At 73.7% G+C, this 15,252-nt stretch carries 14 protein-coding genes; 9 read left to right on the forward strand and 5 right to left on the reverse strand.

Annotated elements, in window-relative coordinates; genetic code table 11:
- Positions 1 to 196 precede the first annotated feature (196 nt).
- Positions 197 to 6,130, reverse strand: a complete 5,934-nt coding sequence (locus RM425_RS19170; RefSeq protein WP_311346824.1) for a DUF4011 domain-containing protein — start codon at positions 6,128 to 6,130, stop codon at positions 197 to 199.
- A 190-nt stretch (positions 6,131 to 6,320) separates the two neighbouring features.
- Here RM425_RS19170 and RM425_RS19175 point away from each other — a divergent pair, with 190 nt between their 5' ends.
- Positions 6,321 to 6,797, forward strand: coding sequence for a DUF1707 SHOCT-like domain-containing protein (locus RM425_RS19175; RefSeq protein ID WP_311346825.1), 477 nt, complete (start codon positions 6,321 to 6,323; stop codon positions 6,795 to 6,797).
- A gap of 15 nt (positions 6,798 to 6,812) precedes the next feature.
- On the opposite strand, the gene RM425_RS19180 is transcribed toward RM425_RS19175, so the two are convergent.
- Complete coding sequence (locus RM425_RS19180) at positions 6,813 to 7,436, reverse strand: maleylpyruvate isomerase family mycothiol-dependent enzyme (protein ID WP_311346826.1); 624 nt, start codon at positions 7,434 to 7,436, stop codon at positions 6,813 to 6,815.
- 364 nt (positions 7,437 to 7,800) lie between these two features.
- Here RM425_RS19180 and RM425_RS19185 point away from each other — a divergent pair, with 364 nt between their 5' ends.
- The 7 genes from RM425_RS19185 (at position 7,801) to RM425_RS19215 (ending at position 13,589) form a co-directional block, all read left to right on the forward strand.
- Complete coding sequence (locus RM425_RS19185) at positions 7,801 to 9,039, forward strand: HNH endonuclease signature motif containing protein (protein WP_311346827.1); 1,239 nt, start codon at positions 7,801 to 7,803, stop codon at positions 9,037 to 9,039.
- A 163-nt stretch (positions 9,040 to 9,202) separates the two neighbouring features.
- Entirely contained in the window at positions 9,203 to 9,997 is a 795-nt protein-coding gene (locus RM425_RS19190; RefSeq protein WP_311346828.1) for an enoyl-CoA hydratase/isomerase family protein, read from the forward strand.
- 224 nt (positions 9,998 to 10,221) lie between these two features.
- A complete protein-coding gene (locus tag RM425_RS19195) occupies positions 10,222 to 10,719 on the forward strand; it encodes a DUF4234 domain-containing protein (RefSeq protein WP_311346829.1) in 498 nt (165 codons plus the stop codon).
- Positions 10,720 to 10,946: 227 nt separating this feature from the next.
- Complete coding sequence (locus RM425_RS19200) at positions 10,947 to 11,411, forward strand: NUDIX domain-containing protein (protein ID WP_311346830.1); 465 nt, start codon at positions 10,947 to 10,949, stop codon at positions 11,409 to 11,411.
- Between the two features lie 298 nt (positions 11,412 to 11,709).
- Entirely contained in the window at positions 11,710 to 11,913 is a 204-nt protein-coding gene (locus tag RM425_RS19205) for a hypothetical protein (RefSeq protein WP_311346831.1), read from the forward strand.
- Positions 11,914 to 12,059: 146 nt separating this feature from the next.
- Positions 12,060 to 13,034: a ferritin-like domain-containing protein gene (locus RM425_RS19210; RefSeq protein ID WP_311346832.1), complete on the forward strand. Its 975-nt coding sequence runs from the start codon at positions 12,060 to 12,062 to the stop codon at positions 13,032 to 13,034.
- A gap of 138 nt (positions 13,035 to 13,172) precedes the next feature.
- Entirely contained in the window at positions 13,173 to 13,589 is a 417-nt protein-coding gene (locus RM425_RS19215; protein ID WP_311346833.1) for a hypothetical protein, read from the forward strand.
- 72 nt (positions 13,590 to 13,661) lie between these two features.
- Here the strand turns inward: RM425_RS19215 and RM425_RS19220 are convergent, their stop codons facing one another.
- A complete protein-coding gene (locus RM425_RS19220) occupies positions 13,662 to 13,814 on the reverse strand; it encodes a hypothetical protein (RefSeq protein ID WP_311346834.1) in 153 nt (50 codons plus the stop codon).
- Between the two features lie 278 nt (positions 13,815 to 14,092).
- Here RM425_RS19220 and RM425_RS19225 point away from each other — a divergent pair, with 278 nt between their 5' ends.
- On the forward strand, positions 14,093 to 14,257 hold the full coding sequence (locus tag RM425_RS19225) for a hypothetical protein (RefSeq protein WP_311346835.1): 165 nt from the start codon (positions 14,093 to 14,095) through the stop codon (positions 14,255 to 14,257).
- 33 nt (positions 14,258 to 14,290) lie between these two features.
- Here RM425_RS19225 and RM425_RS19230 read toward each other — a convergent pair whose 3' ends face one another.
- The gene (locus tag RM425_RS19230; RefSeq protein WP_311346836.1) at positions 14,291 to 14,674 is read right to left on the reverse strand and encodes a PaaI family thioesterase; all 384 of its coding nucleotides are present in this window, start codon (positions 14,672 to 14,674) and stop codon (positions 14,291 to 14,293) included.
- Between the two features lie 47 nt (positions 14,675 to 14,721).
- Positions 14,722 to 15,234: a DUF421 domain-containing protein gene (locus RM425_RS19235; RefSeq protein WP_311346837.1), complete on the reverse strand. Its 513-nt coding sequence runs from the start codon at positions 15,232 to 15,234 to the stop codon at positions 14,722 to 14,724.
- Positions 15,235 to 15,252 lie beyond the last annotated feature (18 nt).

A 15,252-nucleotide genomic window follows, 5' to 3' on the forward strand; every position in this document is an offset into this window, starting at 1 on the left:
TAGCGTGGGCCACGGAGACCTCCGGTTGGGAAAAGCGACGTCAGACATCGCCACTCCTTCCGGAGGTCTCCTTCGTGATCAAGCCACCACGCCGACTGTCAACAACGTCCGTGGTCGCGACACCTAGCGCGCCGGGGCCTCCCGGCCCTGCGGACGGCGCCGAGGGACGAGCTCGGGGGTGGACGGGCGTCCGGGGTCAGATCGTCAGCAGGCCGTTGGGCTGTTCGGTGAGCTTGCCGCGGTCGATCGCTGCGGTCAGCGCCTTCTCCAGCACCGCGGTCACCGCCGGCGAGCGGCGCTTGTGCCCGAACACCGCCGCGGTCTGGGTGAGCAGTTCGCCGCGGCCCATCCCGGCCGACGACCGGCAGAGCGCCGCCATCGCGTTGGCGATCTCCTCCGGCGCCACCTGGTCGATCGGCCGGTCGGTGCTGGACACCTGCCGACGGAAGCCCTCGTAGGTCTCCGGCGGAACGCCCTCGGGCCACAGGTGCTCGCCCTGCACGGCCGACGGCGGCAGCAGCGACAGCAGCATCGACCTCCGCGACTCGGTCGCCCGGTTGAGCCCGAACGCCCCCACGGTGAGCTTGGCCAGCCGGTCGACGTGGATCGGGCCCTCGGCCTTGATGCCGGCGGCGAGCACCCGGCGCACCACACGGGCCGCCTTCGACGCCGGCAGCTCGTCGAGCACCGACTTCTCCCCGGCGACCTTTGGGATCCACGGCACGAAGGCGGTCTCGCCCTCCATGACCACCGGCCCGGCGGGCTTCGGCGCGACCGGCTTCACGGGGGCCTTGGCCGCCGCGGTCGTCGGCAGGGCCACCGACGCGGTCACCGACGAGCGCAGCGCGGCCACGCCCTTGAACGACTCGAGCGCCGCCGTCGGCAGGGGGATGGGCGCGGGGGCGGTGGCGGACGGGGCCGGTGCGGCGTCGACCGCCTCGACCAGCCGGTCGATCACCCCCGACGGGCGCAGCAGCCACGAGGGCAGCCACACCCGCTCGACGACCGGCCAGCGCAGCAGCCCGCCCAGCACCTCGACCGGCAGCCCGTCGCGGTCGCCGACCGTGCCACGGCGGGCCCACGCGGGGCCGTCCAGCAGCACCGCCGCCACCGGGGTCTCCGGGTCGACAGGTCGGGAGATCGACAGGTCGACACGGAACTCCGACAGCCCGACGTCGGTGCGCACGACCAGCCCGCGGTCGCGCAGGACTGCGGCGATCTCCTCGCGGTGCCGGTCGACGACGGCGACCGACCGCGGCGAGCGCGGCAGCACGTCGGTGCCCCGCTCAGCCATGTCGAGGTAGGCGCGCAGGTGCTTGATGCCCACCGAGCTGGTCTCCTCGGCCCGCAGCTGCGCCGGGTCGAAGGAGGAGAAGACGACGACCTGCCGCCGGGCGCGGGTGATGGCGACGTTGAGCCGCCGCTCGCCACCGCTGCGGTTGAGCGGGCCGAAGTTCAGCGGCAGCGTGCCGTCGGCGGTCGGGGAGAAGCCGGTGGAGAAGAAGACGACGTCGCGCTCGTCGCCCTGCACGTTCTCCAGGTTCTTGACGAACAGGCCCTCGCCGTCGGTGCGGTCCAGCGCCGCGGCCAGCCGCTCGTCGTCGGCGTCGCGCAGCAGCGACTCGATGTAGGAGCGCTGCTGGGCGTTGAAGGTGACCACACCGATGGAGGGCACCGCGTCCACGCCGTCCCACTTGGGCACCGCGTCGAACCGGCGGCGGATCTCCGCGACGATCGCCTTGGCCTCGATCGGGTTGGTGCGCAGCAGCCGCCCGGCGCCGGACCGGTGGAAGGTGCCGGGCACCCGCACCAGCGAGACGCCGCGGCCGTCCGGCTCCGACGACGCACGCCCGTGCGTGGGGGCGGGGAACGACGACAGCCGGTTCTCGTAGTACTGGGCGTTGGAGAACGCGATGAGCGACTCGTCCTGGCTGCGGTAGTGCCACGACAGCCAGTGCCGCGGCACCCGCGCCTGCACGCACTCGCTGAGGATCGACTCCTCGTCCTCGACGGCGGTCTCCACCTCGACGACGTCGTCGGAGACCGAGGCGGTCGGCTCGAGGAAGGACGTCGGCGGCATCTGCTTGGAGTCACCGACGACGACGGCGGCCTTCGCGCGACCGAGCGCACCCACCGCGTCGGCCACCCGGATCTGCGAGGCCTCGTCGAAGACCACCAGGTCGAACTGTGCGGCGGCGGCCGGGAAGAAGCGGGCCACCGAGTCCGGCGAGACCAGCACGCACGGCATGACCGAGGTGATCAGCTCGCCGTACTGCGCCAGCAGCTGGCGCACCCCCAGCCCGCGGCGCTGCTTGGCCAGCTCGCGCTGCAGCGCACCCACCTGGCCGGCACCCGCCGCGGCGTCGAAGGGCCGCGAGGCCAGCACCGCCGCCGGCAGGGCCTGGGTCAGGTGCTCGCGCACGGCTCGCGAGGCGGCGGTGAAGCGGGCGATCGCCAACTCATGCATGCCCTCGTCGAACAGGTCCAGGCCGGTCGCGTCCAGCCGCTCGGTGACCGAGGCCATCGCCATCCCGCGGTCCAGCGCCCGGACGGCGTCGTCGGCCGGGATCGCGCCGGTCACCAGCAGGCGCCGGGCGTCGAACAGCCCCGCGTAGCGCAGCGGCTCGAGGGTGTCGAGGAAGGTGACCCAGCGGCGCAGCGACATGAGCACCGAGCCGGGCCCGCTGGACCCGTGCGGAGCAGTAGAGCCGCGCTCGGGCCGGGTCATCGACCAGCGCAGCGTGAAGCCGTCGTCCCCGGTCCAGGCGGCGAGCTGGTCGGCGCTCGCACCGCACACGGTCAGCAGCGTCGTCACCGAGTCGTGCAGTCGGGCGACGGCCGCGGCCGCCTCCGGGCCCACCGGCATGCCGGCGACGATCAGCTTGCGCAGCGCCACGTGGAAGGACGACGACCCGTCGACCGCCTGGCCCGCCCGGCGCAGCCAGGTGACCTGGCGCTCGGGCTCCTGCGGGTCGACGAACGGGTTCCAGTCCTCCGGCGCCTCCATGCCGGGGAGCGCCGAGACCCGGCCGGCGATCTGCTGCACCGCCGTCTGCACCCGCCACAGGTTCTCCACCAGCGCGGGGACGTCCTTCGGCTTGACCGTGGCGTCGGCGCGCAGGTGCGGGGCGAGCCGGTCGCGCACCGCGATCAGCCGGCGCCGGCGGCCCCACCAGGACGAGGCCGCGGCGGTCTGCGCGGCCACGTAGATGTCGGCCAGCGGCAGCGCGAGCACCTCGGGGTCGACCAGCTCCATGCCCGGGTGCCGGAAGGCGAGGAACGCCGCGATCTCACCGAGGACCGCGCCGGTCGCCGTCGTCCACCGGCCGGAGAACGTCTCGTCGAGGACGTCGAGACCGACGGCCGGACCGGCGAGCAGGTGCCCGAGGGCGGCGAAGTCCTCCGGCGTGCGCGCGTGCCGCAGCACCTGGGTCAGCTCGGGGTGGCCGACGACCGCGCGCACCGCCGCGTCCACCGCGGTGGCCGCGGCCTGCGTGGCGGGCAGGTCGATGGCGGGCGAGTCGACGAAGGCCCAGGGGTGGCGCAGCGAGGGCCGGGTCAGGTCGGCGATCTCGGGCAGCAGCGCCAGGGCGCGGCGCAGCTGGGTGAGCACCTCGGCGGGTGCGTTGGCCACGAAGGGCAGCGGGATCGGCAGGGGCTCGACGTCGGTGCCGGCGGTCAGCTCGGCGGTCCGGGCGGTGTACAGCGACAGCCCGGCGGCGTTCTCGGTGTGCAGCCGGTCGGCGTAGCGGGCCAGCAGGCGGCGGGCCGAGCGCAGGTTCTCGGAGTCGGCGGCCAGTCCCTGCTCGTCGACGGCGACCGCGTGCTCCAGCGCCAGCCGGATCTGCGCCCGCACCATCGAGGCGCGGCTGCCCTTGTCGTGCAGGTCCAGGGCGAACATGCCCATGCCGACGGCGTCCAGGCGGCGCGCGACGACGTCCAGGGCTGCCCGCTTCTCCGCCACGAACAGCACCCGCTTGCCCTCGGCGACCGCACGCGTGAGCAGGTTGGTGATGGTCTGCGACTTTCCCGTCCCGGGCGGGCCCTCGAGCACGAAGGTGCGCCCGGCGCTCGCCTCGGCGATGGCCCGCAGCTGCGACGAGTCGGCGGCGGCCGGCAGCTGCCCCGCCAGGTCGTCGAGGTCGACGAAGGCGCCGGTGTCCAGCGCCGGGTCGACGAAGGGCTCGGTCGGCGCGTGCACCAGGTGGGAGACCAGCGGGTTCTCCGCGAAGTCCGCCCAGTGCTCGTCGAGGTCCTTCCACAGCCGGTACTTCGCGAACTGGAGGACGGCGAGGTCCGCCGTCGCCTCCACCCGGTAGGGCAGCCCGTGACCGACCAGCGCGACCCGCATCGCCTCCAGCGCCGCCTCGACGTCCATCGTGCCGTCGGCGGTCTCGGTCAGCGTCGGGATGCTCAGCCCGTGCAGCTGGCGCAGCTTCTCCAGCAGGCAGTGGTTCGGGGTGCTCGTGCCCGACTCGTCCAGCGCCAGCCGGTAGGAGCCGGTGCGGCTCAGCGGCGTCAGCGTGACCGGGATGAGCACCAGCGGGGAGCGCAGCGGCCGTCCGTCGAGCTCCCACACCAGCGAGCCCAGCGCCAGGTACAGGTTGTTGGCGCCGGTCTCCTCCTGCACGGTCTTGGCCCGGTAGGCGAGGTTGCGCAGCCGGGGCAGGTAGCCGCCGGTGGTGACGTCGGCGTGCACCTCGCGGCGCTCGACGAGGAGGTCGGCCAGCTGCGCCGAGGGCAGGTCGCCGGCGTCGGCGAGGCCGCGCTCGGTCTGGACGGCGGCCAGCAAGGCGGCGGGCAGCAGGGTGATGGGGGTGCCGTCGTGGACGAACCGCTCCAGCACCGGCAGCGAGCCTTCCGGCACGGTCAGCGCCAGGCCGGTGCGGTCGGTGTAGTTGATCAGCCGGTTGCGCAGGCTGAGGTCGAGCAGGGCGTTCTTCCACTGCTGCACCCGGGCCGGCGCCTCGGGCCGGGGCGCCGACGTCGTCGTCGCCTCGGGAGGCGCGGGGACGCTGTGCACCGCGGTGCGGTACTCGACGACCTGCAGCACGCCGTGGCTGTCCCGGGCGCGCGCCGGCAGCGGCACGATGCCGTCGCGCCGGGCGCGGTGCACGTCGGTGACGCCGACGATCCGGTCGAGCTCGCCGGTGAGCCAGCCGTCGTAGGCGGGGCGGTGCAGGTCGGTGCCCGGCTCACCCATGCCGGTCAGCAGGGTGGTCTCCACCAGGCCGATCAGCCCGAGGTCGACCAGGTTGACCAGGCCGGCGGCGTCGGTGGTGGCCGCGGACTCCGCGCTGCGCTCCTCCCGCCAGTACCCGAGGAAGGAGTGCCCCTCGGCGAGCCACAGCAGCGGCCGGATGCCGGCCTGCTCCAGGGCCGCGGCCAGCAGCACCACGGTGTCCAGCGGCGTGCCGACCTTCCAGGTCAGGACGTCGCCCGGCGTCCGCACCTGCTGGCCGACGTCGGACCAGGTGGCCGGCGGCTCGCTGTAGCGGAGGCCGCGGCCGCGCAGCGTGTCGGTGATCGCGGTGACCACCTCGTCGACCCGCTCGGCGGTCGCGGCGTACCCGACCAGGGCGCCGCTGCCGGTGCTGGCCTCGAGGTGGTCGGCGGCCTCGGCGACCAGTGCGGTGACCGCGGGGTGGTTGGGCATGACGTGCGCGGCGAGCATCTCCAGCGCCAGCGGCAGGGGAGAGGCCAGCCACTGGTTGGCCGCCAGTACCTGCACCGGGCGGAAAGCCTCGCCGGCGAGGACGGGACCCTCGCCGTCGTCGCCGTCGACCAGGACCTCGACGTCGATGACGCCGGGCCGCTGCTCCTCGACCTGCAGCATCGCGGCCGGGTCCATGACCAGGCCGACGTCGGCGAGCACGGTCGTGCGGCCGGCGTCGATGTCGGCCAGCAGCTCCACCGGACGGGCGATCGGCCCCTCGGCGTCGCGCACCGACAGTCGCACGGTCGCGCCGCGGACGGTGCGGTCGGCGGTCAGCGCCAGCCGCGGGACGACGGGGATGCCGTTGTGCGCCAGGGCGTAGCTGAGCACCGGCGTGGAGGTGATCTCGATGGAGATCGCCGCCGTCTGCGGCGCCACGGCGTCGCGGAGGTCGAGATCGGCAGTGCTCTCCATGTCACCTGTCTACCGGGTAGGACGGAATGGTCCCTCCATGCTCCCCGACGGGTGGGGCGCATGTGACACCTGCGTCGACAAGCCGGTGGGAATCACAGCGGTGGGCCGTCCGTGGCTCCGGGTCGTTCCGGAGCGGGGCGTTCCGGTGCGACGATGACGGCGACGGCGACGTCCCCGATCCGGAGGTGGCATGGCGCACGCACCCGAGCTCCGGGCGGGCGACGCCGACCGGCAGTCCGCAGCCGACCGGCTGCGCGCCGCCCACGACGAGGGCCGGCTCGACCTGGCCGAGTACGACCGGCGGCTGGCCGAGGCGTACGCGGCGGTCACCTACGGCGACCTCGACCGGCTGTTCACCGACCTCCCGGCGCGCTCGTCGTCACCGGTGCCGGCGTACTCCATGGCGTCGGCTGCGGCTGCGGCTGCGGGGGTGGCCCGGGCGGCCGGCGCCTCGGTGGTCCGGCGCCCGGCCGGTTTCCCGCTGGCGCTCACGATCCTGTGGACGATCTGGGCCAGCGTGGTGGCGATCAACGTGACGGTGTGGCTGCTGGTCAGCTTCGCCGCGGACGACCCCGTGCACTTCTGGCCGATGTGGCTGGCCGTGCCGGGCGTCGCGCTGGGCATCGGCACGGCGATCACGATGCGGGTGCGCGGCACCTCCGACTGAGACGCCGGTCGCCCGTCAGCGCCGACGCAGGTGGCGGCCATCGGCCAGGCTGCGTCCGCTCAGCAGGGCCACCAGCTCGCCGGTGTCCGCGCGGATGGGTTCGCCGTCGCCCCAGGACCAGTCGGCGTCGGCGGCCTCGAGTCGTAGGCCGGTGAGGTCGATGCCGAAGAACGCCCCCTCCGCGGCGGAGAGGTGGTCGAGGACGGCGGTCACTGCCTCGGTCGGTGCGACGGGCGGTCCGTCCATCGGCAGGGCCACGTCCAGCGAGTGGATGACGGCGTGGCTCAGGGCGCCGGCCGCGCCGCCGCCCGGTGGCTGCCACGCGTGCAACGCGGGGGAGCGGAGGGCGTTCTCGAGGTCGGTGGTGGGGAGAGCTGCGTCCCGAGCGGCCACCGTGTCGGAGAGCCGGGTGAAGTCGCCACCCGCCGCCGCCAGCTCGGCGCCGAACTGCTCCGGCGTCAGGTGTACGGGCATCGTGACGTGGGCGACGACGTGCCGGACCTGCCAGCCTTCGCAGAGCGTCGGGGCGTCCCAGATGTCGGCGGGGCCGTCGGCCAGCAGGGCGGCGAGACCCTCGTACGTCTGCGCGACCCACGGCTGGAGGTCGCGATCGGTCCGGTCGTGCCTGGTCCCGGTCATCGCATGCCCTTCCGTGTGCGCCACCGGTCGATGGCCGTCGTGACGTACGCCGTCCTGACGTAGACGCCCCGCGGCGCCGGAACTGATCTCCGGCCGCGGTGTCGGGACGGATCGCCGGCTGTTCGGCACCTCAGGTGACCAGGAGCCGCTGTGTGCCAGGCAAGCTCATCCGACAGTTGCGGCCGGCAGCGTAGCGCCCACGGTGCTCGATCCGGTCCGCTTGCGGAGCCCTGACTGGAGCCCCCTCGGGGACGGGTTAGCACGGGACGACCGCGCGCGGTGGAGTCTGCGCAACTCTGTGAATACGCCTGCGACCTGGGGATTCACCCCGGCAGACGACCTGTCGGAGCGGTAAAATTCGTACATGTGTTCGACCGACTGCGAGACTCCGCTGACGTGCCTCACCGGCGCGCTGGAGGCGCTGGCCGGGCAGGACCTGAAGTCGTCGTTCGGGCCGGCGATGCTCGAGCGGTCCGGTGTGCTGGTGGTGGCGCGGAACAGGCTGGATGCGGAGCTGACGCGCACGGTGCGCGAGGGTGAGCTGACCCAGGCCGCCGAGCACGACGGCAAGGCGTCGATGGCGTCCTGGCTGCGCGGGCACCACCGGCTGTCCAAGGCCGAAGCGGGCCGGCTGGTGCGCACCGGGCGGGCACTGGAGCAGCTCCCGACGCTGGCCGCGGCGGCCGCCGCGGGCGCGGTGACCGCGGAGGCGGTGAACGCGATCGCCCCGGTCGCCGCACCGGAGACGCTCGCCGCCGCCGACGCCCAAGGCGTCGATGTCGCGGAGATCGACGCGGCCCTGACCCGGGCGGCGATGACCGCACCGCACGCCGACCTGCGCCAGGCCGTCGGGCACTACCTGGCCCGCCTGGACCCCGACGGCCCCGAACCGGACCCCACCGAGTGGCGGTCGCTGACGATCACCCGGCACACCGACGGGTCGGTGTCCTTCCACGGAACCCTCGATGCCGTGGGTGGGGAGAAGTTTCAGGCCGCGGTCGAGTCGATCCGGCAGGCCGACCGCCCCGCCGGGGACACCCGCACCCGCGCCCAGCAGGGCGGCGACGCCCTCGTCCAGCTGGCCGACAACGCACTGGCCGCCGGCAGCCTGCCGACACTGCGCGGGCACAAGCCGCACGTCGTGGTGACCATCGACCTGGCCGACCTCGTCGACCCCAACGCCGGGACCGGGGCCGGGCGGACCGGGTTCGGTGGCATCATCTCCGCCGCCCGCGCCCGCTGGCTGGCCTGCGACGGCAACATCACCCGCATCGTCATCGGCCCCGACAGCCAACCGCTGGATCTGGGCCGCAACACCCGCCTGTTCCCACCGCACCTGCGCCGCGCGGTCGAGACCCGCGACCGCCACTGCGTGTTCGCCGGCTGCGACGCCCCATCCCACTGGTGCGACGTCCACCACCTCGTGCACTGGATCGACGACGGCAACACCGACCTCGACAACTCAGCCCTGCTGTGCGAACGCCATCACACCAAGGTCCACCACGGGTTCCGGGTGGAGCGACAACCCGACGGCCGATGGCGCACCTGGCGCCCCGACGGCACCGAGATCGTCGTCTTCGAACCGTTCCTCGTCTCCGCCTGACCGGCGCACGGCTGTCTGCGCGCACGGCTGTCTCGGGCGCGCGGCTGTCTGCTGCGCACGGCTGTCTGCGCGCGCGGCTGTCTGCTGCGCACGGCTGTCTCCTGCGCGTGGAGGGTGCGGGCCCGGCAGTGCTGGCTGCAGCCGGGACCGGTACGAATGGGCCGTGAGCGAATCGCAGCGGTACGAGTCGGGTCTGGTCGTGGAGAACCGGGGGCACGTCCGCGTGCTCACCCTCGACCGGTCGGAGCGGCGCAACGCGCTCTCCTCCGACGTGCAGGCCGACCTGGTCGACCAGCTGCTCGACGCGGGGGAGGGCGGCGAGGTCCGCGCCATCGTGCTCACCGGCAACGGCCCCGCGTTCTGCGCCGGCTTCGACCTCAAGGAGATCCGCGAGAAGGACGAGCGGGGGGAGCGGTTCCGCCCGCCGATGAACCGGCCCGGTCGCTCGCTGTTCGAGGTGGTCACCGAGACGCCCGTGCCGATCGTCGCTGCGCTGCAGGGGCACGCCGTCGCCGGGGGGTTCGAGCTGGCGCTCGCCTGCGACCTCCGCGTGGCCGCACCCGGGATCAAGCTCGGGCTGCCCGAGGCGACCATCGGCATGGGCGCCAACTTCGGCTCCGTCGTGCTGCCCAAGCGCATCCCGATGGGCATCGCGCTGGAGATGCTGCTGGTCGGCGAGTACGTCACCAGCGAGGAGGCCGCCCGCTGGGGCCTGGTCAACCGCATCGTCGCCGCCGACGCCGTCCTGCCCACCGCGCTCGACCTCGCCGAGCGGATCGCGGCGAACGCGCCGATCAGCGTCCGCCGGATGAAGGAGACGGCCGTGAAGGGCGTCGACCTGCCGCTGTGGCAGGCCCTGCGCCTGGACGTCGGCCCCAACCCCTACCTCAGCGAGGACCGCCGCGAGGGCATCGCCGCCTACCTGGAGAAGCGCCCTCCGGAGTGGCGCGGCCGGTAGCCCCACCACCGTCGCGCAAGGATCGTCGCCTGTCCTGGGAGCCGTCGTCCGGTCGGTGGTCCGGGATCGCTGACGCGGCCGGTGAGCTGGGACGAGTGGGGCGTTGTGCCCCGGGCGGAACGGCGTCGGCGAACCGCCCGACGGGTTCTGGTGCGGCGTGTGCCGGTCCCCTAGGTTCCGCGCCGACGCCGGAAGTGCCGGTGGCATAGACAGGAAGCGGGCGCATGTCCACGCCAGGCAGTTCCTCAGGTCCCGACTACGGCCAGCCGTACCCGGGCGCGCAGCCCAGCCAGCCCTACGGCTACGGCGGCCAGCCCATGCCGAACGCCCCCGTGCACGCGCAGTACGCCACGCCGCAGGGCCCCGTCGGCACGGTGCGCCCGACCGGCATCGCGATCCTGCTGTTCGTCGTGACCCTGGGCTTCTACAGCTGGTACTACGTCTACGTCACCCACGAGGAGATGAAGAAGCACAGCGGAGAAGGCATCGGCGGTGTGCTCGCCCTCGTGCTCGCCGTCTTCGTCGGCCTGGCCTCGCCGTACCTGCACAGCCACGAGGTGGGCAACCTCTACGACCGTCGCGGCCAGGCCAAGCCGGTCAGCGCGATGACCGGTCTCTGGGTGTTCCCGGGCATGTTCATCCTCGTCGGACCGATCGTCTGGTTCGTGAAGAGCAATGGCGCGCTCAACGACTACTGGCGGAGCCTCGGCGCTCAGGGCTGAGCCGCCCCGCGCACCACCTCGACCGGCCGTGTCGTCGCACCCGACGGCACGGCCGGTCCGCGTTCCGCGGGGCGCGCGCAGACGGAGAGGTCGAGCGGCGCAGCGCTCGAGCGGGCCAGAGGTCGAGCGACGCCGGTGGTGGAGCGGCGCCCGTGGTGGCGCACCGGGGGCCGCGCGCCGGCGGCGGTCCGGCGGCGATCTGGCGCCCCGCCCGGCAGAATCGCCCGGTGCCGAGGACCAGCGCCGGGATCCTGCTGCACCGGCCGGCACCCGTCGGCCGGGAGGTGCTCCTCGGGCACATGGGCGGTCCCTTCTGGGCGCGCAGGGACGACGGTGCCTGGTCGATCCCCAAGGGCGAGCACGGGTCGGATGAGGACCCACTGGCCGTCGCGCACCGCGAGTTCGCCGAGGAGCTCGGCTCGCCGGTCCCGGCCGCCGACCTGCTCCCGCTCGGCGAGCTGCGCGCCTCCGGCAAGGTGCTCACCGTGTGGGCGGCCGAGGGCGATCTGAATGCGGCCGCGTGCACCAGCACCACCTTCGAGCTGGAGTGGCCGCCCCGGTCGGGGCGCATCCAGGAGTTCCCGGAGATCGATCGGGCGGCCTGGTTCGGCATCGAGGATGCCCGCAGCAAGCTGGTCCGGGGGCAGGTGCCGTTCCTCGACCGGCTGCTCGCCGCCGTCGGCGGACGCTGACCCCACCGGGCCGCGAGCCGGCGCCACCGCTCGCCGCCGTCCGGCGGACGCTGACCGCACGGAGCCGCGAACCGGCGCCGCTGCTCGCCTCGCCGCGGACCCCGACCGCACCGGGCCACGGACCGACTCCGCCGGTCACGCCCGGCGCGCACCGACCGCGCCCAGCCACGGACCGACTCCGCTCCGTGCATGACGGTTCGATTACTAGTAGTCCCACCTCGCCCGGAACGGCCCGCGGCGACTCCAGTCCTGCCAGTGTTCGGCGTCCGGTTCCACCAGGCCCAACGGGGAGGCATCCATGACCTGCACACACTGCGAAGCGATCGAGCAGCGCGGCCGGTTCTGCGTCGGCTGCGGCAAGCGGCTGCCGCCCTCCCCGCTGCCGCCCCGTCGGCAGCGGCTCGCGCCGCAGCACCTGCGCGACGACGACACGCAGCCGGTGCTCCGCTTCAACGTGACCCCGCGGACCCCGCTGGAGCGACAGCAGGGCGCGTTCGTCTGATCGCGTGGCCGTGGAGCCGCGTCGCGGCCGGGCGGCCGTGACGGGCCTCACTGCTAGCAAATCGCTTGCAAGAGTTAGCACCCCGCCGGATCGGGGCATGACCAGAACAGTCAGGTCATCCCCGATCCCACGGAGTTGTCTCAGTCATGACCGACACCACCACGAAGATCCAGAACCAGCTGCGCGCCCTCGTCCTGCTCACGCAGACCGAGGAGCAGGTCGCCCGGACGCGGATCTCGCAGGCGCGGACCGACGCCGTCCGGCGTGAGCTGACCCAGAACGCCGACAACGCGGCCGCCCGCACCATCGAGATCACCGAGGCGCTGCGCGCCGCCGGAGGAGTCCCCGACGTCGTCACCCCGGCGATCGGCCGGCTCTCCGCGACGCTCAAGGCGACCTTCGAGCAGGCCGCCCCGCTGGAGGAGGCGCTGCTCACCGACCTGCTGCTCGAGCACCAGCTGCTCGACCGGGCCACCTACGTGAAGGTGCTGGCCGAGAAGGCCGGCCAGACCACGGTGCAGCGGCTGGCCGAGAAGCTGATCGACGCCCACAAGGCCACCGTCGAGTGGCTGACCGTCGTGCTCGCCGAGGAGGCCATGGGCGGCCCGGCCGCGCTGGTCGCCACTCCGCTGCAGAAGGTGGCCGGCACCGTCGCCCGCGCCGCGGGTGCCCCGGTGCGCTTCGTGCACAACACGGTCAACAGCGCCGTCGACACCGTGCAGCACGCCGGCGAGGAGACCACCGAGCGCCTCGGTGCCGTGGCCGACCGGGCCGCTGCCCTGACCGGTGCGGTGCGCGAGACGCTGATCGTCAGCCGGTCCGCCGGCCTGCGCCGCGCCGAGCGGATCGCCGAGCGCGAGGGCAACACCCAGGCCGCCGACGCCGCCAAGGCCGCCCGCGAGGAGCTCGGCGACGTCACTGCCGACGAGCTGCCGATCAAGGGCTACGACTCGATGGCGGCCACCGATGCCGTGAAGGCGATCAAGCAGCTCTCGACGCCGCACGACATCAACGTGATCATCCGCTACGAGGAGACCCACAAGAAGCGGTCGAACGTGGCCAGCGCCGCGCAGACCCGCCTGGCCGACCTGGCCAAGGAGGCCGTCGGCGTCTCCAGCTGACCGGTTCCCTCGAGGGCCCGCATCCCGTCGAGGGGTGCGGGCCCTCGGCACGTGCGGATCGTGCACCGGCGACGCCGGTCGGGTGACATGCATCCCCTCCCGGTTTGCCACGCCGGGGCAGCGGGGGACTCCCGGACGATGAGCATCACCCCCGAGGCCCTGGGAGCGGAGTTCACGCTGACCACGGCCGCCACCCGACTCGACTTCCTCAGCCGCCGCGACAACGGCGATACCGCGCTCAACACCGTCCAGGACGACGGCGAGGACTCCTGGGCGTCGTTCAAGGACGCCAGCACCCAGCTCGACGTGCACGAGTCCCTCGAGCTGCTCGCCCTCGGCGAGGTCGTCGCCCGCAAGGCGCACGACAGCCGGCTGGTCGGCATCCGGGCCGCACTGCGCGGTGGCGCCGACTGGGAGCAGATCGCCCAGGCGCTGGGCGTCACCGCCGAGCAGGCCTGGGACACCTTCCTGGGTTCGATCGACCGCCAGCTCGACGACGACGCGGCCGCAGCCGCAGCCGCGCGCGAGCTGGCCGGCACCCGCCCCGGCCGCTGAGGCCGGGCGCGACGCACCCGATGGACGCCCCGAGCCGGGACGCCCCAGCCGGGGAGGACCCAGCCGGGGGTCCTACCAGCGCAGCGGCTGGATGGAGCGCGAGTTCGCGGTGTGGCAGGGCCGGCAGTGCCCCCAGGTGACGATGTGCACCGGGGTGGCCGGGCCGCCGCACTCGGGGCACTCGACCGGGTCCTGTGCCTTGGCGCGGGCCTCCGTGATCTCCACGGAGCGCTCCTCGTGGATCGCGGCGTCCCCGCGGCAGGGGCACCCGAGGTGGGCTTCGGCGCATCGTCCGTGCTGAGCGGGAACGGGGTGCCTCCTGGACGCCGACCGCAGCGGAGGACCGTGCGGACTGAGGCCAGGATACCGACACGTAGCGGCACAGGAACCCGTGAGTGACGACAAAGCTGGTGGGCATGACCCCATCGGGGTCCCGCCGCCACTGCCGGACCGCCCGTCACACCCCGTCGACCCGACGGCGGAGCCGCTTCCGAGGAGTAGCCATGTCCACGCCCGCACACGACCCGCACGACGACGCCGACCAGCCCACCGGGCGTTCCACCGAGGAAGGCCGCCGACGCGGCCGGCTGCTCATCCCCGGGATCTTCGTCGGCGCGATCGTGCTGATCTTCCTGTTCATCCTGCTGGTGAGCTACTTCGCCGGGTGACCCCAGAGCCGGGGGCGCCGTTACGCCCCTGGCTCAGCGGTGCAGCAGGGCGAACGTGGCGACGGCGTGCCCGATGGCCTCGCCGCCCTGCTCCACCTCGGCCTCGCAGACGGTCAGGTGCTCGCCCCGGGTGCGCAGCCGCCCGGTGACCACGAGCGGCCCCGTCGTGCCGGGCCGCAGGTAGGTCACCGTCAGCTGGCTGGTCGCCGGGACGTCGTCCTCGCCGGTGGCGCTGCGCACCGCCGTCCCCATCGCGGTGTCGACCAGCGTCGCGAGCACGCCGCCGTGCAGGGTGCCCGCCGGGTTGAGGTGCTCGTCGGTCACCTCGAAGGTGATGCGGGCCGACCCGTCGTCGGACGCCTCCACCCGTGCGCCCAGTCGTCCGGCGAACCCACCCGATGCCCCGTCGTCAGCCATGGGGCGCAGCTACCCCGCCGGCACGCCGGCACACCCGCGGCCGGCGGTCACGAGGCCCGGCGCACGCCCTCGAGTGCCGAGCGGTTCCCGGCCTTGGACGAGGAGATGACGCTCAGCGAGCCGTCGGACTCCAGGACGACCGCGGCGATGTCGGCGAGGTCGCCGCTGCCGGTGGAGCGCACCGCCTGCCGGACCTCGTCCTCGGTCACCCGTTGCTCCTGCAGGGCCTCGGCGAGCAACCGGCCTTCGTCGACCAGCAGGGTGGGCCGCGCGGTGACGATCGACCGGCCGCCCGGGAGGTGGGTCGTGGTCCAGGCGACCGCGAACTGCAGGCAGGCCAGCAGCGCCAGCGCGGTCGCGCCCTCGGCCCACGAGACGTCGCTGCTCAGCAGGATGGTGGCCAGCGTGGAACCGAACGCCACGCTGACGACCAGGTCGAAGGCGTTGAGCTTGCTCAGCGTCCGCTTGCCGGTGAGCCGGAGGACCACCACGAGGGTGACGTAGGCGGCGGTGCCCACGGCGAGCACGCGGGCGATGTCGAACCAGGAGTCGAACCACATGCCCACAGCCCTACCCCG

Source organism: Blastococcus goldschmidtiae (genome assembly GCF_031845325.1).
Lineage (GTDB): Bacteria > Actinomycetota > Actinomycetes > Mycobacteriales > Geodermatophilaceae > Blastococcus > Blastococcus goldschmidtiae.

What these genes read in the sequence shown, in the direction of transcription:
- RM425_RS19170 (WP_311346824.1), bottom strand. Translation starts at nt 6,130, where the DNA reads ATGGAGAGCACTGCCGATCTCGACCTCCGCGACGCCGTGGCGCCGCAG.
- RM425_RS19175 (WP_311346825.1), top strand. Translation starts at nt 6,321, where the DNA reads ATGGCGCACGCACCCGAGCTCCGGGCGGGCGACGCCGACCGGCAGTCC.
- RM425_RS19180 (WP_311346826.1), bottom strand. Translation starts at nt 7,436, where the DNA reads ATGACCGGGACCAGGCACGACCGGACCGATCGCGACCTCCAGCCGTGG.
- RM425_RS19185 (WP_311346827.1), top strand. Translation starts at nt 7,801, where the DNA reads ATGTGTTCGACCGACTGCGAGACTCCGCTGACGTGCCTCACCGGCGCG.
- RM425_RS19195 (WP_311346829.1), top strand. Translation starts at nt 10,222, where the DNA reads ATGTCCACGCCAGGCAGTTCCTCAGGTCCCGACTACGGCCAGCCGTAC.
- RM425_RS19205 (WP_311346831.1), top strand. Translation starts at nt 11,710, where the DNA reads ATGACCTGCACACACTGCGAAGCGATCGAGCAGCGCGGCCGGTTCTGC.
- RM425_RS19210 (WP_311346832.1), top strand. Translation starts at nt 12,060, where the DNA reads ATGACCGACACCACCACGAAGATCCAGAACCAGCTGCGCGCCCTCGTC.
- RM425_RS19215 (WP_311346833.1), top strand. Translation starts at nt 13,173, where the DNA reads ATGAGCATCACCCCCGAGGCCCTGGGAGCGGAGTTCACGCTGACCACG.
- RM425_RS19225 (WP_311346835.1), top strand. Translation starts at nt 14,093, where the DNA reads ATGTCCACGCCCGCACACGACCCGCACGACGACGCCGACCAGCCCACC.
- RM425_RS19230 (WP_311346836.1), bottom strand. Translation starts at nt 14,674, where the DNA reads ATGGCTGACGACGGGGCATCGGGTGGGTTCGCCGGACGACTGGGCGCA.
- RM425_RS19235 (WP_311346837.1), bottom strand. Translation starts at nt 15,234, where the DNA reads ATGTGGTTCGACTCCTGGTTCGACATCGCCCGCGTGCTCGCCGTGGGC.